Source organism: Citrobacter sp. Cpo142, assembly GCF_030332425.1.
GTDB lineage: Bacteria > Pseudomonadota > Gammaproteobacteria > Enterobacterales > Enterobacteriaceae > Citrobacter > Citrobacter portucalensis.
Map to the genome: position 1 here is coordinate 274,852 of NZ_JAOWHW010000124.1, position 18,297 is coordinate 293,148.

General features: G+C 51.6%; 18 protein-coding genes. 6 read left to right on the top strand and 12 right to left on the bottom strand.

What is annotated here, in order from left to right; all coding sequences use genetic code 11:
• Window positions 1–7 precede the first annotated feature (7 nt).
• The 3 genes from nanT to nanR form a co-directional block, all read right to left on the bottom strand.
• Window positions 8–1,498, bottom strand: coding sequence for a sialic acid transporter NanT (nanT, locus tag OGY18_RS14715; RefSeq protein WP_048215451.1), 1,491 nt, complete (start codon window positions 1,496–1,498; stop codon window positions 8–10).
• A 110-nt stretch (window positions 1,499–1,608) separates the two neighbouring features.
• Window positions 1,609–2,502 (bottom strand): N-acetylneuraminate lyase, encoded by an 894-nt coding sequence (gene nanA, locus OGY18_RS14720; RefSeq protein WP_149385006.1) that lies wholly within the window; start codon window positions 2,500–2,502, stop codon window positions 1,609–1,611.
• Window positions 2,503–2,761: 259 nt separating this feature from the next.
• Window positions 2,762–3,553 (bottom strand): transcriptional regulator NanR, encoded by a 792-nt coding sequence (gene nanR / locus OGY18_RS14725; protein ID WP_149385007.1) that lies wholly within the window; start codon window positions 3,551–3,553, stop codon window positions 2,762–2,764.
• A gap of 359 nt (window positions 3,554–3,912) precedes the next feature.
• On the opposite strand from nanR, the gene dcuC reads away from it, so the two are divergent.
• Window positions 3,913–5,280: an anaerobic C4-dicarboxylate transporter DcuC gene (gene dcuC, locus OGY18_RS14730; protein ID WP_003828798.1), complete on the top strand. Its 1,368-nt coding sequence runs from the start codon at window positions 3,913–3,915 to the stop codon at window positions 5,278–5,280.
• Between the two features lie 55 nt (window positions 5,281–5,335).
• On the opposite strand, the gene sspB is transcribed toward dcuC, so the two are convergent.
• The 5 genes from sspB to zapE all read right to left on the bottom strand — a co-directional run bounded on the left by sspB (window position 5,336) and on the right by zapE (window position 8,982).
• Window positions 5,336–5,839: a ClpXP protease specificity-enhancing factor gene (sspB, locus tag OGY18_RS14735; protein WP_003025130.1), complete on the bottom strand. Its 504-nt coding sequence runs from the start codon at window positions 5,837–5,839 to the stop codon at window positions 5,336–5,338.
• Between the two features lie 5 nt (window positions 5,840–5,844).
• Window positions 5,845–6,483, bottom strand: coding sequence for a stringent starvation protein SspA (gene sspA, locus OGY18_RS14740; protein ID WP_003025132.1), 639 nt, complete (start codon window positions 6,481–6,483; stop codon window positions 5,845–5,847).
• A gap of 316 nt (window positions 6,484–6,799) precedes the next feature.
• Window positions 6,800–7,192, bottom strand: a complete 393-nt coding sequence (gene rpsI, locus OGY18_RS14745) for a 30S ribosomal protein S9 (RefSeq protein ID WP_003025138.1) — start codon at window positions 7,190–7,192, stop codon at window positions 6,800–6,802.
• Window positions 7,193–7,207: 15 nt separating this feature from the next.
• A complete protein-coding gene (gene rplM / locus OGY18_RS14750) occupies window positions 7,208–7,636 on the bottom strand; it encodes a 50S ribosomal protein L13 (RefSeq protein ID WP_003025141.1) in 429 nt (142 codons plus the stop codon).
• Between the two features lie 218 nt (window positions 7,637–7,854).
• Window positions 7,855–8,982, bottom strand: a complete 1,128-nt coding sequence (gene zapE, locus OGY18_RS14755) for a cell division protein ZapE (RefSeq protein WP_286553472.1) — start codon at window positions 8,980–8,982, stop codon at window positions 7,855–7,857.
• Window positions 8,983–9,174: 192 nt separating this feature from the next.
• Between zapE and zapG the strand changes: the two genes are divergently transcribed.
• From zapG to degS, 3 genes are all read left to right on the top strand, one after another.
• A complete protein-coding gene (gene zapG, locus OGY18_RS14760) occupies window positions 9,175–9,573 on the top strand; it encodes a Z-ring associated protein ZapG (RefSeq protein ID WP_003025147.1) in 399 nt (132 codons plus the stop codon).
• Between the two features lie 168 nt (window positions 9,574–9,741).
• Window positions 9,742–11,109: a serine endoprotease DegQ gene (gene degQ / locus OGY18_RS14765; protein WP_003828805.1), complete on the top strand. Its 1,368-nt coding sequence runs from the start codon at window positions 9,742–9,744 to the stop codon at window positions 11,107–11,109.
• An 89-nt stretch (window positions 11,110–11,198) separates the two neighbouring features.
• Window positions 11,199–12,266 (top strand): outer membrane-stress sensor serine endopeptidase DegS, encoded by a 1,068-nt coding sequence (degS, locus tag OGY18_RS14770; RefSeq protein WP_003025154.1) that lies wholly within the window; start codon window positions 11,199–11,201, stop codon window positions 12,264–12,266.
• 184 nt (window positions 12,267–12,450) lie between these two features.
• Here degS and mdh read toward each other — a convergent pair whose 3' ends face one another.
• Complete coding sequence (gene mdh, locus OGY18_RS14775) at window positions 12,451–13,386, bottom strand: malate dehydrogenase (protein WP_008785953.1); 936 nt, start codon at window positions 13,384–13,386, stop codon at window positions 12,451–12,453.
• A 436-nt stretch (window positions 13,387–13,822) separates the two neighbouring features.
• Between mdh and argR the strand changes: the two genes are divergently transcribed.
• Window positions 13,823–14,293: a transcriptional regulator ArgR gene (gene argR, locus OGY18_RS14780; protein WP_003025162.1), complete on the top strand. Its 471-nt coding sequence runs from the start codon at window positions 13,823–13,825 to the stop codon at window positions 14,291–14,293.
• Window positions 14,294–14,669: 376 nt separating this feature from the next.
• Window positions 14,670–14,936 (top strand): peroxide/acid stress response protein YhcN, encoded by a 267-nt coding sequence (gene yhcN, locus OGY18_RS14785; protein ID WP_003828812.1) that lies wholly within the window; start codon window positions 14,670–14,672, stop codon window positions 14,934–14,936.
• A gap of 57 nt (window positions 14,937–14,993) precedes the next feature.
• Here yhcN and OGY18_RS14790 read toward each other — a convergent pair whose 3' ends face one another.
• The 3 genes from OGY18_RS14790 to aaeA form a co-directional block, all read right to left on the bottom strand.
• A complete protein-coding gene (locus tag OGY18_RS14790; protein ID WP_003025168.1) occupies window positions 14,994–15,272 on the bottom strand; it encodes a barstar family protein in 279 nt (92 codons plus the stop codon).
• 119 nt (window positions 15,273–15,391) lie between these two features.
• Window positions 15,392–17,359: a p-hydroxybenzoic acid efflux pump subunit AaeB gene (gene aaeB, locus OGY18_RS14795; RefSeq protein ID WP_003828813.1), complete on the bottom strand. Its 1,968-nt coding sequence runs from the start codon at window positions 17,357–17,359 to the stop codon at window positions 15,392–15,394.
• A 5-nt stretch (window positions 17,360–17,364) separates the two neighbouring features.
• The gene (aaeA, locus tag OGY18_RS14800) at window positions 17,365–18,297 is read right to left on the bottom strand and encodes a p-hydroxybenzoic acid efflux pump subunit AaeA (RefSeq protein ID WP_003828814.1); all 933 of its coding nucleotides are present in this window, start codon (window positions 18,295–18,297) and stop codon (window positions 17,365–17,367) included.

An 18,297-nucleotide genomic window follows, 5' to 3' on the forward strand; every position in this document is an offset into this window, starting at 1 on the left:
AATTGGATTAACTTTTGGATTTCACCATAGTGCTTTTGTCACCGCCGAACGGCACGGCACCGCTAAACGGTCGACCATCAATGGCATCATGCGTACGCAACGCTTCAGGACGCAGCCAGCGCTGTACACGGGACGGCATATCAAGACCAATCAGCAGGATCACTACAAATGTCAGGCCGAAAGAGAGCGATCCCAGCGCGGTACCCAGATCAAGACGTTGGGCAATCAGCGCGCCGATGATCGGTGCCAAAGCCCCGCCCAGTGCGCCCACGTTATAGGTGAAGCCCAATCCCGCCGCACGCTGATCGGTATCGAAATAGCCGCCAATCAGTTTTGGTAAGATCCCGGAGATCCCCTGGCCGAGCATTTGTTGGAAAAACAGCAGCAAACCCAGTACCCAAACGTTTGAACCGCCTATCGCAAATACCGGAATAATCAGCAACTGCGAGGCCAGCAGACTGCAGACATAGGCTTTACGCGTGCCCAGCCAGTCACCAAGAAAACCGCCGACGCAACAACCAACCGCCGCACCAAAGCCGCTAAAGAAGAGCACTCTGGCCACCGTGGAAGGATCGTACAGCAGTTCCGTTTTCAGATAGGTTGGCAACAGCGCCTGAATCGGCCACGAGTACAGGAAGGCAAATAGCACGACCACCATCAGCATCACGCCCGTCGGCCAGCGTTTCCCGCTGCTTTGCACCATAAAGCTAATGAAGATAAAGGCGCATATCAGTCCCAGGACCGCCACGATAGCCGCATTTTGCAGGTTGCCAGCAAAGCAGAACCACAGCGCGGTTGCAGCGGCGAGCGTCATCAGAATATTAATTACCCGATGCTCGCCCCGGTAGAGAATGTCCACCATCGTGCGTACCGGCGCTTTGCCTTCGTGTTTCTCTTTCCAGTCTTCCGCTTCCGGAATATTTTTACGCAGCCAGAGGGCGAAGATAATTGGCAGGATGCCGATGAAAAACAGCGCACGCCATCCCCAGACCGGGACCACCAGGCTGTAAACCTGGGCGGCGATCACGGCACCAACGGAAAAGCCGGAAATCAGGAAACCACTGGCTTTGTTTCGCAGGTGTTTAGGCCAACTTTCAATAACATAGGTTGCGCTGGAGCCATACTCACCGGCCATTCCCATACCGATAACCAGGCGGGCGATAAACATGGTGGTGTAGCCCGGCGCGAAACCGCAGGCCAGCGTTCCCACAGAGAACAGAATGATGCTGGTGACCATTGCCAGGCGGCGTCCGTAGCGGTCGCCCATTGCCCCCAGCATTAACCCGCCAAACCAACGGGAGATAAAGGCGGCCGAGATCAGGCTGGCGGCCTGCACCGTCGTCAGTCCGAATTCGCCCTGCACTTCTGTCAGCACCAGGGCGATTAACACAAAATCGAAACCATCAAGCAAATATCCCAGCCAGGCGGCGGAAAATGCCCGCCATTGTGCCCGATTGAGATGGCGATACCACGGGATGCTCTGGGTAGAAGTACTCATTTTACTCTCCCGACGATTTTTGTTGTTGTGCTGGGTGGTGGCTTTGCCTTACCCGGCCTACGGTCGAAAAATCCAGGCCGGGCAAGCGAAGCGCCCCCGGCGACCCGCGATTACGCCTTTTCCGCCAGCAGTTGGTTTGCCAGCGCTTTCAGTTCCGGCAGATAGCGTTCATCTACCGGAGCAAAGGGTTTACGGCACAGTGGAACAGAAACCACATCCATATAGTGCAGCACTGTTTTCAGGCCGCGGAATACGCCAACCTTAATAAGCAGATCGATAACTTTATTGCACTCGGTTTGCAGCTTTTGCGCCGTGCGGATGTCACCTTCTTTGAGCGCTTTCACAATTCCCTGATAACGCCATCCCATGATGTTGTAAGTGCTACCGATGCCGCCATCTGCGCCCGCGAGCAGACCAGAAGCGAAGATCTCGTCATAACCGTTGTACAGCACCAGATCGGGATGAGCGCGGCGGATCTGCTCCATCTGATAGAGATCGCCCGAAGTTTGCTTTAGTGCGCCAACACCTGGCAGCGTCACCAGCGTGTTGATCTGATCCAGCGTCAGTTTTACGCCGCTCAGCGCCGGAATGTTATAGACCACCATCGGTAAACCATCAGCGGAATCAATAATTGCGCGGTAGTGATCGCAATGTTCTTCAAAGCTGAACGGATAGTAAAACGGCGTGACGGCCGAAACCGCATCAAAGCCGTAACGATGTGCGGCGCTCGCCAGCTGTTCGCTCTCTTCGGTGCTCACCGTGCCAACGTGGGCAATCAACGTCACCTTGCCCTTTGCCTCTTCGGCAACAATTTCCAGTACCTGCTCTCTTTCAACGCGGTTTTGGACAAAGGCCTCACCCGTTGAGCCACCGACATAGAGCCCGTCTACACCCTGACCAATGTTGAAACGCACCAGGCGGCGCAAACTCTCGATGTCCAGTCTCTGTTGGTTATCGAATGGGGTTAACAACGCTGGCATTACGCCTTTTAAATCTCTTGCCATAACGACCTCTGACGATGATTAGTGTTATCTGACTGCATACCTTTATACCTGTTATACCAGATCAAATAAGCAGCAATACAATAGAGAACGCTTATAGTGCGATCTACTTCACTAAACACGTCACCCTTCGAGTCGCCTCTGCGTTAGCTGCGTTCGCTCACCCCTGTCACATAGTTATCTATGCTCCAGGGAACTCGCTCTCCTGCCGCCTTGATGCAACTTGAATGATTTTGTGTTTAAACGATCGTCAGGATCGCGATCACTTACGCAATTTTTTACTTTTGCTGAAGGCGTGCCAGGTCGCGGAAACGCTGTTGAGGTGTTCTTGCAGTGCGCGGTCAGCTTCCTCAGGATCGCGCTGACGAATAGCTTCTACAATCGCAATATGCTGCAGATAACTCACGTTGTTATGCTCATACAACTCTTGATCGGCAACGGTCGGACGGGCGGCAATCAGCCAGTCTAACAGCGCAACATGGATAGCCATAAAGATAGGATTACCCGGGATCTCAGCCAGTACACGGTGAAAATCAACGTCCGAGCGGATGAACAACGTATTGTCATCGAGCGACTGGCTGTTGATCTCCAGTGCTTTAGCCAGTCTGGCGATTTGCTCATCTGTCGCATGTTCGGCGGCGTATCGTACCAGGCTGGATTCAAAGAACAGTCGCAACTGCTCGAAGTGGGCAATGCCGCCGGGATGTGCGAGGAAATCTTTCGCCATACCAGACAGCTCGCTAATGATGGTATCAGCTGAAGGACGCGAAACGCGGGCGCGCTCGCCGTTGTTGATTTGTACCAGACCTTTGCGTTTTAACGCGGCCAGCGCTTCTCGTACAGAAGGACGGCCCACGTTAAAGAAGGCCATCAGCTCCCGCTCAGACGGCAACTGTTCGCCCTCGCCAAATTCCCGACGACGAATCATCTGCTCCAGTTCTTCTTCAACCATTTCAGACAGTTTTTTACGCGCCAACGGGCGATTGCGTAAGCTACGGCCAATGGTGGATGGAGAGTCTTCAGCTTGCGAATCAAATGCGTTCATAGGGTCCATTCAGCTAAGTCGTGGTGACAAACAACAGCGGGTTTATCCTAACACAGGATCGAAAGCAGGGTGAAATGATGGACGATCTGATCCGGCTGGCTTATTGATAATATACGTAACAGCAATATTATTTTAAGCGAGTATCTTCTGCCTCATTTTAATTGAATGGAGTTAAATAGCTTCATGAAAATTATGAACATGAACGTGATAATTTATCATAACCTTCTATTTTATAACGATAAATAATTACATCATTGAATTAAAAATAAGATATTCACTCCATAAAAAATGCCCAGAAAAATATAACATCCGTTTTGACAACAGCGTTATTACCGGATTTATCTTCTTCTCTGGCATGGAGTGAAACAATGTTCGGCATCATTATCTCTGTCATCGTTTTATTAACGATGGGTTACCTGATCCTCAAAAACTACAAACCGCAGGTCGTGCTGGCCGCCGCCGGGATCTTCCTGATGATCTGCGGCGTCTGGCTGGGCTACGGCGCGTTGGTCGCTGACGACAAAAGCAGTGGCTATCTACTGGTCGATATTTACAACGAAATTTTGCGTATGCTCTCCAACCGTGCGGCCGGACTGGGGTTATCAATCATGGCGGTGGGCGGTTATGCCCGTTATATGGACAGAATGGGGGCCAGCAGAGCGATGGTTAGCCTGTTAAGTCGCCCGCTCAAGCTAATCCGTTCCCCCTATGTAGTTCTTGCCGCCACCTATGTGATTGGTCAGATCATGGCGCAGTTCATTACCAGCGCATCTGGGTTAGGTATGTTGCTGATGGTGACGCTGTTCCCAACACTGGTTAGTCTTGGCGTGAGCCGTTTATCCGCTGTTGCGGTCATTGCCACTTCGATGTCGATTGAATGGGGCATTCTGGAAACCAACTCTATTTTTGCCGCGCAGGTCGCGGGCATGAAAATCGCCACCTATTTCTTTCAATACCAGTTGCCCGTCGCGTCGTGTGTCATTGTCGCCGTCGCCATTGCGCATTTTTTCGTTCAGCGTCAATTTGATAAAAAAGCCGCACCGGAAAGTAACGGATTTGCGGAACAAAAGACGCTGGAAAACGTACCTCCGCTCTATTACGCCATTCTACCTGTCATGCCGCTGATCCTGATGCTGGGCTCGCTTGCCCTTGCACAAATGGGACTAATGAAAGCAGAGTTGAATCTGGTGGTGGTGATGTTGATGAGCATGACGCTGACTATGTTTGTTGAATTCCTGCATAAACATAATCTGCGCGAAACGATGGATGATGTGCAGGCTTTTTTTGACGGCATGGGGACGCAGTTTGCCAACGTTGTCACGCTGGTGGTCGCCGGTGAAATCTTTGCGAAAGGGTTGACGACTATCGGGACTGTCGACGCCGTCATAAAAGGCGCAGAGCATTCCGGTCTTGGCGGCATCGGCGTGATGATCATCATGGCTGTAGTCATTGCCGCCTGTGCGATCGTCATGGGGTCAGGCAACGCGCCGTTTATGTCTTTTGCCAGCCTCATTCCGGATATTGCCGCCGGGCTGCATATTCCTGCCGTAGTAATGATTATGCCGATGCATTTTGCCACTACGCTGGCCCGGGCGGTGTCACCCATTACCGCGGTCATTGTCGTGACATCGGGTATTGCCGGCGTATCGCCCTTTGAAGTGGTAAAACGTACAGCAATCCCGATGGCAGTAGGATTTGTGGTGAATATGGTAGCCACCATCGCGCTGTTTTATTGATGCCAAAGCCAGAAAACAGAACAGGCCCCAAAGGGCCTGTTTTTTATTTCACTATTTATTTCACTACGCGCAGCGCTGGACGCCCACCGCGAGGCGGTGGCGGAGTATCATCCGGATCGTTGTCGTCGCCATTATCAGGCTTATCGCCATCAATGACCGACATGACCGTTTCACTCTCAAAACCAGACGCGTCGTTGTCGTCATCATTTAAGCTGGCAACATCTTCGTCGTAGGCGGCTTCCGGTTCGAACATCGTACCGGCGCCATTTTCACGTGCATAAATTGCCAGAACGGCAGCCAACGGCACAGACACCTGACGCGGCACACCACCGAAGCGCGCGTTAAAGCGCACTTCATCGTTAGCCAGTTCCAGGTTGCCCACCGCACGCGGTGCAATATTCAGAACAATTTGCCCGTCACGCGCATATTCCATTGGAACCTGCACGTCCTGGAGCGTCACATCCACCACCAGATGCGGCGTGAGCTGGTTGTCTAGCAACCACTCATAGAACGCGCGCAGCAGATACGGACGGCGTGGTGTTAGCTGTGGCAAATCCATACAGGTTAACCCCGGCCCAGACGCATTTCACGTTCAGGCTCAGTCAGAGAAGCCAGGAAAGAGTCACGTTCGAAGACGCGAGTCATGTACCCTTTCAGTTCTTTCGAACCTGCGCCGTTGAATTCAATGCCCAGCTGCGGTAAACGCCACAGCAGCGGCGCCAGGTAGCAGTCTACCAGGCTGAACTCATCGCTCAGGAAGTAAGGTTTCTGGCCAAATACTGGCGCAATTGCCAGCAGTTCTTCGCGCAGACGCTTACGCGCGACTTCGGCTTCAGATGCAGAACCGTTCACGATGACGTTCATCAGCGTGTACCAGTCTTTTTCAATACGCTGCATGTACAGGCGGCTTTCACCACGCGCAACCGGGTAAACCGGCATCAGCGGCGGATGCGGGAAGCGCTCATCCAGGTATTCCATAATGATGCGAGATTCCCACAGGGTCAGCTCACGATCCACCAGTGTCGGTACGCTCTGATTCGGGTTGAGGTCGATCAGATCCTGAGGTGGATTGTCCTTCTCCACATGCTCAATCTCGAAACTAACACCTTTCTCAGCCAGCACAATGCGGACCTGATGGCTATAGATGTCAGTAGGACCAGAAAACAGCGTCATTACCGAACGTTTGTTGGCAGCGACAGCCATGAAAACCTCCAGGTATATTCAGAATTTTTACTGCTACCAGCCACTCAGTGGCCAGCCAGAAGTGATGTCACCCAGGCTCGGGAAAGTCATTGCTGTTCAAAATACAAACAAAAAATGAACGATACCGGACATTTGGGCAGAAAATTGGATGATAGTTTACCAGATTTTGTGACCTTTGTGGTGAGTCGATTCTTGAAATGGGGAAAAAGAGGTGGCAATCAGCGGATTAGCGTGGATCTGAGGCGAGAAATAACGATAAAAAAACCCGCCGAAGCGGGTTTTTTCGCAAATTGTCGTCTGCCGAAGCAGAGTACAATTAACGTTTGGAGAACTGAGGACGACGACGTGCTTTACGCAGACCGACTTTCTTACGTTCAACCTGACGAGCATCACGAGTAACGAAGCCAGCTTTACGCAGTTCGCCACGCAGGGATTCGTCGTACTCCATCAGAGCGCGGGTGATACCGTGACGGATCGCACCAGCCTGACCAGAGATACCACCACCTTTAACAGTGATGTACAGATCCAGTTTCTCAACCATGTCGACCAGTTCCAGCGGCTGACGAACTACCATGCGGGCAGTTTCACGACCGAAGTACTGTTCCAGAGAACGTTGGTTGATTACGATTTTACCACTGCCCGGTTTGATGAAAACGCGAGCTGCGGAACTTTTGCGGCGACCAGTGCCGTAGTATTGATTTTCAGCCATTGCCTATAATCCCGATTAGATGTCAAGAACTTGCGGTTGCTGTGCCGCGTGGTTGTGCTCGTTGCCAGCGTAAACTTTCAGTTTACGGAACATAGCACGACCCAGCGGGCCTTTTGGCAGCATGCCTTTAACCGCGATTTCAAGCACACGCTCAGGACGGCGAGCAATCATCTCTTCAAAGGTCGCTTGTTTGATACCACCGATGTGGCCGGTGTGGTGATAGTACACTTTGTCAGTACGCTTGTTGCCGGTTACAGCAACTTTGTCAGCGTTCAGAACGATGATGTAATCACCGGTATCTACGTGCGGAGTGTATTCCGCTTTGTGCTTACCGCGCAGGCGCAGAGCCAGTTCGGAAGCCAGACGGCCCAGAGTTTTACCGGTCGCGTCAACAACATACCAGTCGCGTTTTACGGTTTCTGGTTTAGCTGTAAAAGTTTTCATTAAAAGCTTACCCAAATAAATAAGTTACACGTTGGTGAACACCCAAACGTTTTGTCAGTTGAGGTTCACACGACATTGTCCAGCAAACCTACCCCTTCGAATAGCCTATGCCGGCGCATAGAAAGTTTTGGGAAAAAAACTCTCTCGTAACGTGGGGTCGCAAGATTATAGAGAAGTCAGGGTCAAAGATCGACCCCTTTATGTGATTTGCGGCAGGTTTAACCGGCTAAATGTTCCCGCTTCAGATACTCTTCGCTTTGCATCTCCTGCAAACGCGACAAACAGCGCTGAAATTCAAACTTCAAACGCTCGCCCTGATAAATTTCATAGAGGGGTGATGCCGCACTGACCACCAGCTTGACGTGGCGTTCGTAGAACTCATCCACCAGTGCGATAAAGCGCCGCGCTTCACTCTCCATCAGCGGGGTCATGACCGGCACATCAGACAACAGCACCGTGTGAAACAGACGCGACAACGCAATGTAGTCATGCTGACTCCGGGCATCGACACAGAGCGTGGTAAACGACACCGCCAGCGTCTGATTTTCTACAGCCAGGGTTTGCATAGGACGATGGTTAATCTCCAGCGTTGGCGCATGTTCACCTTTGGTTCCCGCTAATGCCAGCCAGAGCTTATCCATCTGCTGGCGGGTTTTCTCATTCAATGGCGACAACCACAAATGCGCCTGCGTTAAGGTACGCAGACGATAATCGACGCCGGCATCGACATTCATGATGTCACAATGCTGTTTGATGGCATCAATGGCAGGAAGAAAACGCGTGCGTTGCAAACCGTTGCGATATAGCTCATCTGGCGGAATATTGGAGGTCGCCACCAGCGTAATGCCACGGGCAAACAGCGCCTTCATCAGGCCGCCAAGCAGCATGGCGTCGGTGATATCAGAAACAAAAAATTCGTCGAAGCACAGCACGTCCGTTTCGGCCTTAAAGCGGTCGGCGATGATTTCCAGCGGATCGCTCTGCCCTTGTAAGGCAGTAAGCTCTTCATGCACGCGCAGCATAAAACGGTGAAAGTGCAAACGCTGTTTACGTTCGCCCGGCAGGCTATGGTAAAACAGATCCATCAGCCAGGTTTTTCCACGCCCAACTCCGCCCCACATATACAAGCCACGCACCGATGCGTTGATCGGCGACTCACGCTTGCCCAGCAATTTACCAAAACGCGCCATCAGTCCGCTCTCCTGCGGTGCAGGACGTGCTGGCGTCGTAAGCGCCTGGAAAATTGTTTCCAGTCGATTCACGGCTTCGAGTTGTACGTTGTCGGGCTGATGACTGCCGTCGCTGAGGGCTTGCTGGTAACGCGATGTCGGGGAAAGGCTTTGCATGATGTTATTGTTATTCCTTGAGAATCGATGTGCCGTCGCTCACGGTTGACGAAAAAAAGGCCGTTCTACATTACGTGATATAAACACGGGATTCCACTTCTACGGGATTAGCGGTTATAGTGGCATAATCAGGCGCAGGCATGGAGCCTAAAGCCAACACCCTACGGAAACACAAGACAACGGGAGATGTTCATGACCTGGGAATATGCGCTAATTGGGTTAGTCGTCGGTATCATTATTGGTGCTGTAGCCATGCGTTTTGGTAATCGTAAATTACGCCAACAGCAGGCATTGCAGTACGAACTGGAAAAAAATAAAGCTGAGCTGGAAGAGTACCGCGAAGAGCTGGTGAGCCACTTTGCCCGCAGCGCTGAATTGCTGGATAACATGGCGGACGATTATCGTCAGATTTACCAACACATGGCGAAAAGCTCCAGCAACCTGCTGCCGGGTATGTCGCCGGAAAACAACCCGTTCCGTAACCGTCTGGCAGAGTCTGAAGCAGGCAACGATCAGGCGCCGGTTCAGATGCCACGTGACTATTCTGAAGGGGCATCCGGCCTGCTGCGTAGCGGCGCAAAGCGCGACTAACCGCACATCGTTAAGAAATTTATTGGGCGCAGCAATTGCGCCCTCCGCTTCTCTTCCTGTCCCAGCTATTATTTAGTCGTTAGCCGCATTGTGACCTAACCGAAAATTCAATAACATCAACCTGTTTTGAATCATCTTCCGTTTACTCAAGGTACGAGAGCAGGATCCATGAAAAAACAAACCCAGCTGTTGAGTGCATTAGCGTTAAGTGTCGGGTTAACTCTCTCGGCGCCATTCCCGGCCATTGCGTCGATTCCCGGCCAGGTTCCCGGTCAGGCAGCGCTTCCCAGCCTCGCTCCGATGCTGGAGAAAGTGTTACCAGCAGTGGTGAGCGTAAGGGTCGAAGGCACCGCCACTCAGGGGCAGAAAGTCCCGGAAGAGTTCAAAAAGTTTTTTGGTGATGAACTTCCCGATCAACCTTCACAACCTTTTGAAGGGCTGGGTTCAGGGGTCATTATTGATGCCGCCAAAGGCTACGTCCTGACCAATAACCACGTCATTAACCAGGCGCAAAAAATCAGCGTTCAGCTTAATGATGGCCGTGAGTTCGACGCTAAGCTTATCGGCAGCGACGATCAGAGCGATATCGCACTGCTACAAATTCAGCACCCCAGCAACCTGACACAAATTGCTATTGCCGACTCAGACAAACTCCGCGTAGGTGATTTCGCGGTGGCTGTGGGTAACCCGTTCGGTTTGGGTCAAACGGCCACCTCCGGCATTGTATCGGCTTTAGGTCGCAGTGGGTTGAACCTGGAAGGTCTGGAAAACTTTATTCAGACTGACGCCTCTATCAACCGCGGTAACTCAGGCGGCGCATTGCTCAACCTGAACGGTGAGCTGATCGGTATTAACACCGCGATTCTGGCCCCCGGCGGCGGCAGCATCGGGATTGGTTTTGCAATCCCGAGCAACATGGCGCGCACGCTGGCACAGCAGCTGATGCAGTTTGGTGAAATCAAACGCGGTCTGTTGGGTATCAAAGGCACCGAAATGACCTCGGATATCGCCAAAGCGTTCAAACTGGACGTACAGCGTGGCGCGTTTGTCAGTGAGGTTCTGCCTAACTCCGGCTCCGCAAAAGCGGGAGTGAAATCTGGTGACGTCATTACCAGCCTCAACGGTAAACCGCTCAACAGCTTCGCCGAACTGCGTTCACGCATTGCGACAACCGAACCTGGGACCAAGGTCAAACTGGGCCTGCTGCGTAACGGTAAACCGCTGGAGGTTGAAGTCACCCTCGATACCAGCACATCTTCGTCCGCCAGCGCAGAGATGATTGCGCCTGCGTTGCAAGGGGCCACGCTCAGCGACGGTCAGTTAAAAGACGGCACCAAAGGCATCAGAATTGATAACGTAGAAAAAAGCAGCCCTGCCGCACAGGCCGGTCTGCATAAAGATGACGTTATCATTGGTGTTAACCGCGATCGCGTAAACTCAATCGCCGAAATGCGCAAAGTGCTGGAAGCGAAACCGTCGATCATTGCTCTGCAGGTGGTGCGCGGTAACGAGAGTATTTACCTGCTCCTGCGTTAACGCATGCAACCGGACATCAGCCCCTCGTGTGATGTCCGGTAAACTCGTGATATGCTGCTGCCGTTCCCTTTATTAATGACGCCGCCATCATGTTTGTGAAGCTTTTACGTTCGGTCGCGATTGGTTTAATCGTCGGCGCCATCCTGCTGGCCGCGATGCCCTCTCTGCGAAAAATTAATACGCTTACCGCACCGCAGTTCGACAGTGCAGATGAAACGCCCGCTAGCTATAACCCGGCGGTTCGCCGCGCAGCGCCTGCCGTCGTGAACGTTTATAACCGCAGTATGAACAGTACCGCGCACAACCAGCTTGAGATCCGCACGCTCGGCTCAGGCGTTATCATGGATCAGCGCGGCTATATCATTACCAATAAGCACGTCATTAACGATGCCGACCAAATCATCGTCGCATTGCAGGACGGCCGCGTATTTGAAGCGCTGCTTGTGGGGTCTGATACGTTAACCGACCTTGCGGTGCTGAAAATCAACGCCACTGGCGGGCTGCCAACAATCCCAATTAATAACAAACGCGTGCCGCACATTGGTGACGTGGTACTCGCCATCGGTAACCCGTACAACCTTGGGCAAACCATCACTCAGGGGATCATCAGCGCCACCGGTCGAATTGGCCTGAACCCAACAGGACGGCAAAACTTCCTGCAAACAGATGCTTCCATCAACCACGGAAACTCCGGCGGTGCGCTGGTCAACTCACTGGGTGAATTGATGGGGATTAACACGCTGTCATTTGATAAGAGCAACGATGGCGAAACCCCGGAAGGGATCGGCTTTGCCATTCCGTTTCAGTTGGCGACTAAAATCATGGATAAGCTGATTCGTGACGGGCGCGTGATTCGTGGCTACATCGGCATCAGCGGTCGCGAAATTGCACCACTGCACGCTCAGGGCGGCGGGATGGATCAAATTCAGGGGATTGTGGTTAACGAAGTAGCCCCGGACGGTCCGGCTGCGCAGGCAGGCATTCAGGTTAACGATCTGATTATCTCGGTCAATAACAAACCGGCAGTGTCTGCACTGGAAACGATGGACCAGGTGGCAGAGATTCGACCAGGTTCAGTTATCTCCGTTGTCGTGATGCGTGATGACAAACAGTTGACGCTGCAGGTAACGATCCAGGAATACCCAGCCACCAATTAACGTCACGTCTGGCGGCCTACTGACCATAAAAAACTGCACCTTACTTCGTTGGGTGTCCAACTTTTTGGGTGCAGTTCATGTTGGCTCCGGTTTTTTTTTAGGCGATATCGTAGAGAGTTAGTACGTAATGCCTGATGGCATTACGCTTATCAGGCCTACAAATACACGCAGGCCTTTCTTCGCGTTACTTAACGAACTCTTCGCCCAGAGTAATATCTTTTTTCAGCGTATCCAACATGCCTTCCAGCGAGCTTTGTTCAAACGCGCTCAGCTTGCCGATAGACTGACGCTCTTCTACGCCGTTTTTACCCAGCAGCAGCGGCTGAGAGAAGAAACGAGCGTACTGGCCGTCGCCTTCAACGTAAGCACATTCAACCACACCTTTTTCGCCGCTCAATGCGCGAACCAGGGACAGGCCGAAACGTGCAGCAGCCTGACCCATAGACAGGGTTGCAGAACCGCCACCAGCTTTGGCTTCCACAACTTCAGTACCCGCATTCTGGATACGTTTAGTCAGGTCAGCGGCTTCTTGTTCGGTGAAGCTTACGCCAGGAATTTGTGACAGCAGTGGCAGGATGGTTACGCCAGAGTGGCCGCCAATAACCGGAACTTCAACGTCGCCAGGTTGTTTGCCTTTCAGTTCCGCAACAAAGGTGTTGGAGCGGATGATGTCCAGCGTGGTCACGCCAAACAGTTTGTTCTTATCGTATACGCCTGCTTTTTTCAGCACTTCTGCAGCGATAGCAACGGTAGTATTCACCGGGTTGGTGATGATACCGATACACGCTTTCGGGCAGGTTTTAGCAACTTGCTGGACCAGGTTCTTCACGATACCGGCGTTGACGTTGAACAGGTCGGAACGATCCATACCCGGTTTACGTGCGACGCCCGCAGAGATCAGTACCACATCAGCACCTTCCAGTGCAGGGGTAGCGTCTTCGCCGCTGAAGCCTTTGATTTTCACAGCAGTAGGGATATGGCTCAAATCAACGGCCACACCAGGTGTTACTGGAGCGATGTCGTACAGGGAGAGTTCTGAACCTGAAGGCAGTTGGGTTTTTAACAGTAATGCTAGCGCCTGACCGATACCACCAGCAGCGCCGAGGACTGCAACTTTCATCCTAAACTCCTTATTATATTGATAAGCAAAATGTCTATTGCTCCGCGGCGGCGACCTTAATTCACAAATCCAATGAATACAACAACCACGCGTCAAGAATGCGTAGTCACGCAAATTTGGCTTTTATGCATTTAACTTACGTAAAATAAAACCTAAGTTACGTAATTCAAAACCACCCACACAGTAGAGCAACTTTCCAACAGGTGCTGACAATATACCCTACCCACCTCTCAAAACAACATCAATTTGATAACATTTAATTTACTTTTAACCTTATTTGCGAGCCGTGACACAGGCATGTTTCTTGATAACGAAATTTGATAAAATTCCGCTCTTTCATAACATTATTTCAGCCTTGAACAAGGCAGACTGTTTGCATAAAAATTCATCTGTATGCACAATAATGTTGTTTCTACCGCCATATTACGGGTGACTTATGCGAAGCTCGGCAAAACAAGAAGAATTAGTAAAGGCGTTTAAAGCGCTGCTTAAAGAAGAAAAGTTCAGCTCTCAAGGCGAAATCGTCCTCGCGTTGCAGGATCAGGGCTTTGATAATATCAATCAGTCCAAGGTTTCACGCATGCTGACCAAATTTGGCGCCGTGCGTACCCGCAATGCGAAAATGGAAATGGTGTATTGCCTTCCGGCTGAGCTGGGCGTACCCACGACCTCCAGTCCGCTGAAAAATCTGGTGCTGGATATCGACTATAACGATGCGGTTGTGGTTATTCATACCAGCCCCGGCGCTGCTCAGTTGATTGCACGTCTGCTGGACTCATTGGGGAAAGCGGAAGGTATCCTGGGTACGATTGCCGGTGACGATACCATCTTCACCACCCCAGCTAAGGGTTTTACGGTAAAAGATCTGTACGAAGCCATTCTGGAACTGTTCGAACAAGAACTGTAATACCGCCTCCCCGCCGCCTCGCGGCGGGGGAAAACACTCTCTTTTCATCCCCCTCCTTCTCTTTTCCACTGCTATTGATTTAACAAATGGTGCGTTTAACCATCAAAATACATTCACATGGTGAATATGCAGCCTTAAAAACGCACATTTTGCAAAATCAAGTATCTGCATGATTTAATTAAATTTAATTTGTACAAGCTGTTTAAAATACTCTTTTTAATTCCATTGAGTTATAAGAAATCATTTTCTTAATACTCAAAACCCAATGAAACAATTAGCGTGGTATTAATTTATCGGGTGATTAGTGTATACTTGATTTTGTGATGAGGGTCACGAAACATAGACCCCAATAAAAGAATTCGACGAGGTAAATATCATGAAAATCAAAACTACTATTGCAACCTTAAGCCTTCTTTCTGTTCTCTCCTTCGGTGCAAGCGCCGCGGTTACTCAGGTGAACTCACAAGAAGCACAGAATCTGCAATCCATCGGTAGCGTCTCCGTCTCTCAGATCGGTAGTTCACCAATGGACATGCGCCAGGCCATCGCCGCTAAAGCTGAAAAAGCAGGCGCCAGCAGCTATCGCGTCACCGAACTCCGTGAAGGTGCTCACTGGCACGCTACTGCAGAACTCTACAAATAAACCCTCGTCGTCTGAGTCCGACGACTTGCCCCCGCCTGCCGGGGGCTTTTTTATGTCTTACATTGAGTGACGCACGTTAAAACGCAACTGCCCTTCCAGCTCTTCTTCCGCTTCATCGAACAGTAAAATCAATGCGCCGTATCGCCTGCGTAGTTTGTCAGGCAAATGGACAAATTCAATTTCCAGCGGCAGCGGCAAGACTTCCCCGATCACCACCTCCCACAGAGAATCCAAATCAACCACCTTTTCCCGCGCCAGACCGAACGTGCGCGTGAACTCGCGATAGAAATCGCCCTGATCTTCTATCTCGTCAAAATCAAATGTATAGATGTTCATCTATAGCCACCATCCCGACGCCAGCTACTCTACAGACCGCCAATATTCAGGGGTCTCTCGCATTTTCAGGTAAGTATAGCCATAAAAAAACCGACGCTTTTAGCGTCGGTTTTCAACTCTTAATTACTGACCAGCGCATGCTGGTATTTGTGCAGCATCCCGCTGAGTCGTTTTACTGGCTCGGTAACCTGCGGTGGTGCTTGCCAGATAATTAATTTTTCCTGGTAGATATCAAGCTCCTCCAGTAACTGGCTAAAGTAGCGTCGGCGCTTGTCGTCATTTCCTGCTGAAATTACGTGATCGGCAGTTCGACGAAGCTGGCGATGGAATGCGGATAGATCCTCGTTTACCGGTACCGGCGCATCACGCAGGCGCTGGTGCGCGATGATCATCGTCAGCGCCAGGCGAAACTTAGCCAGATCGCCGGGAAACTTGTTCATCAGCAAAAAAAGCTGCTGATAAAGTGCCGGAAGATGATTTTCTTTACGACGGACTACGTTGGTGGTCATCGCTGAAACCGCCGCCGAGACAAACTGGTTGAGCAACACGCGGCCCGTTCTGTCACGAGAGTTATCACGCACCAGCAGAATGACGATAAACGCCAACACGCAGCCAACAATTTGCCCCAACGCACTGTCAAGGAACTGGCTAAAGTGAAAGGTCATCGGGTTATCCAGCACAATGATATTAATAGTGCTGGCCAGCGCCCCCATCGATCCCAGACGTCGTTTCTGTACCTCAATCCCCAGAAAGAATCCCAGCACCGCCAGGCTCAGGCACAGTAGGAACATACTTTGTTGCGTATTGGGGATAATCACCAGGAAATAGAGCGCTCCGAGCGGTAACGCTGCCAACGTCCCATAGATAAAGTCTATCGCCACCATGCGAGGATTTGGCAAACGCATTGCCAGCGAGGTGACGACCGCAATCATCACCATTGCGCCGCTGCCGGAGGTCCATCCGGTCCACAACCAGAATAAGGTTCCCAGCACACAAGAAAGCGTGGTACGCCAGAAGTTAACCATCGCATGATGACGCTCGGCAGACTCCACTTTCACCACCGGCTCACCTTGCAGGATCTCTTCTTCCGTAGCGCTAATCTTGGTATTACTCACCACACCACGTTTGAGCAGCAGGTAGCGCGTCGCAGCCCCCGCCCAGCTGTATATGGTGACCGGCGTTTCGCGCTCGCCAGTCCAGGCAATCACCCGACGCATCCGCTTCAGCTGTTTATGGACATCCTGCGCCGTTTCAACCGACGTATCGAACAACTCGCGGAAAGTATCAGTAATCAGTTCCGGTCGGGTGTTCTGAATAAGATAGGTTTCACAGGACTGCGTGATGAGCGTGAGCGACAGCGTGTTCAATGCTTTAAGCCTGCGGTTAGCACGCCCCCAGCGTGAAGACTCCATATTCAGGTTACTGCGCATACCTTCCAGCGCTGCCGTACGACGGACTAAATCGCCCCAGGCTTTATCCACAACCTCGCTGTCGCCGTGCTTAATGCACAACTGCATCAGTTGATATTGCGCCACCAGCAGGCTGTCCAGCTCAACATCAATCTCTTGTTTTATCGAACGGGGAGAGAAAAGCAGATCGGCCACAATGGCACAGACAATCCCCATCACAATTTCACTGCAACGTTCGAGCGCAAATTGTGGCGTCAGCAGCGGTTCAGCCTGAATGGTAATGACGATGATCAGCGCTGTATAGCCCGAAAGCCCCCAGGCATAGGAGTTCTCGATCTTCACCAGTGACGAGATCCAGGTACAAAAACCGGCCCAGATACAGCACACCAGTATCATCAATAACGGAGCGCGGATCATACTGATGATAATGATCAGTCCGGCAATACAACCGATAAATGTCCCGACAATACGCAGCATGCCGCGATAGCGAATAGCCCCTGAATAGGGTTCCCCACCCGCAGCAAAGGCCGGGCCTGCCGCCACAATAGCTGCAGTCAGCACCGCCCAACGCGGAGTCTCAAGTTGGAAGTGAAAACCAACGAACAGCGCCAGTACAATCGCGCATGCCAGTTTTACTGCAAAGCGGATATGCTGGTTGGCAATGGAGAAAATACCCATCGCGATTAACCAAACTCACGCAGGCGGTGCGCCATTTTACGGAAGAAGGACTCCTGGCTTGCATCACGGTCCTGCTTACCGGTAATGACAACGGTAGCCGTCGTCCCGGCAGGCCACAGAGTTCCCTGCTGCTCATCAAGGCGGATTCGCACCGGTACACGCTGCGCCAGGCGCACCCATTCCAGATTTGAATCAATGGTCGCCATACCTTTTGCATCCTGCGTACTGCTGGCATTTGTTACCCCCGCCGCCACGCTATCAACGGTGCCTTTTAAGACATTATTACTGCCAAGCGGGGTGATCTCAGCTCGATATCCAGGGCGAACGCCTTCCAGTTTGGTTTCTTCCATATAGGCCAGCACATAGAAAGAATGCTGTTTGACCAGTGCCACCGCTGTGGAACCACGCGTAATAAATTCGCCGCTATAGACGTTCAGGTTAGTGACCCAACCGTCAGCCGGTGCGCGAATGACGGTACGTTCCAGATCTAATTTTGCCAGGTCGCGGGTCGCTTGTGCTTTCGCAAGCTGGTGTAATACGGTTTGCAGGACGTTGTTTGACTGGTCAATCTCTTCACGAGACATGGCCTGCACGCCCAGGCGGTTACGACGGCCAGCCTCCTGGCGTTTTTCCTGGGCCAGAACCTGATAATAAGAAACATCAGCTTCGGCCTGCTCAAGGGCTTTCTTATAGCGTGGCTGATCGATGGTGAACAGAATCTGATCCTTTTTCACCAGTTGGTTATCATGGACGTTAACGTTGGAAATAAGACCCGCAACATCCGGCGCAATAGCGACAACTTCCGCGCTGAAACGCGCATCACGTGTCCATGGCGACTCGGTGTAATACACCCATGCGCGAAAAATAGCGATGAAGGCCAGAATGACCAGTACGAGAGTCGTGGCCGTACGGGAGAGTTTTTTTGTTAGTGTTTTCAC

Coding starts and splice junctions, on each gene's coding strand:
- nanT (WP_048215451.1), bottom strand. CDS start 1,498: ATGAGTACTTCTACCCAGAGCATCCCGTGGTATCGCCATCTCAATCGG.
- nanA (WP_149385006.1), bottom strand. CDS start 2,502: ATGGCAAGAGATTTAAAAGGCGTAATGCCAGCGTTGTTAACCCCATTC.
- nanR (WP_149385007.1), bottom strand. CDS start 3,553: ATGGACCCTATGAACGCATTTGATTCGCAAGCTGAAGACTCTCCATCC.
- dcuC (WP_003828798.1), top strand. CDS start 3,913: ATGTTCGGCATCATTATCTCTGTCATCGTTTTATTAACGATGGGTTAC.
- sspB (WP_003025130.1), bottom strand. CDS start 5,839: ATGGATTTGCCACAGCTAACACCACGCCGTCCGTATCTGCTGCGCGCG.
- sspA (WP_003025132.1), bottom strand. CDS start 6,483: ATGGCTGTCGCTGCCAACAAACGTTCGGTAATGACGCTGTTTTCTGGT.
- rpsI (WP_003025138.1), bottom strand. CDS start 7,192: ATGGCTGAAAATCAATACTACGGCACTGGTCGCCGCAAAAGTTCCGCA.
- rplM (WP_003025141.1), bottom strand. CDS start 7,636: ATGAAAACTTTTACAGCTAAACCAGAAACCGTAAAACGCGACTGGTAT.
- zapE (WP_286553472.1), bottom strand. CDS start 8,982: ATGCAAAGCCTTTCCCCGACATCGCGTTACCAGCAAGCCCTCAGCGAC.
- zapG (WP_003025147.1), top strand. CDS start 9,175: ATGACCTGGGAATATGCGCTAATTGGGTTAGTCGTCGGTATCATTATT.
- degQ (WP_003828805.1), top strand. CDS start 9,742: ATGAAAAAACAAACCCAGCTGTTGAGTGCATTAGCGTTAAGTGTCGGG.
- degS (WP_003025154.1), top strand. CDS start 11,199: ATGTTTGTGAAGCTTTTACGTTCGGTCGCGATTGGTTTAATCGTCGGC.
- mdh (WP_008785953.1), bottom strand. CDS start 13,386: ATGAAAGTTGCAGTCCTCGGCGCTGCTGGTGGTATCGGTCAGGCGCTA.
- argR (WP_003025162.1), top strand. CDS start 13,823: ATGCGAAGCTCGGCAAAACAAGAAGAATTAGTAAAGGCGTTTAAAGCG.
- yhcN (WP_003828812.1), top strand. CDS start 14,670: ATGAAAATCAAAACTACTATTGCAACCTTAAGCCTTCTTTCTGTTCTC.
- OGY18_RS14790 (WP_003025168.1), bottom strand. CDS start 15,272: ATGAACATCTATACATTTGATTTTGACGAGATAGAAGATCAGGGCGAT.
- aaeB (WP_003828813.1), bottom strand. CDS start 17,359: ATGGGTATTTTCTCCATTGCCAACCAGCATATCCGCTTTGCAGTAAAA.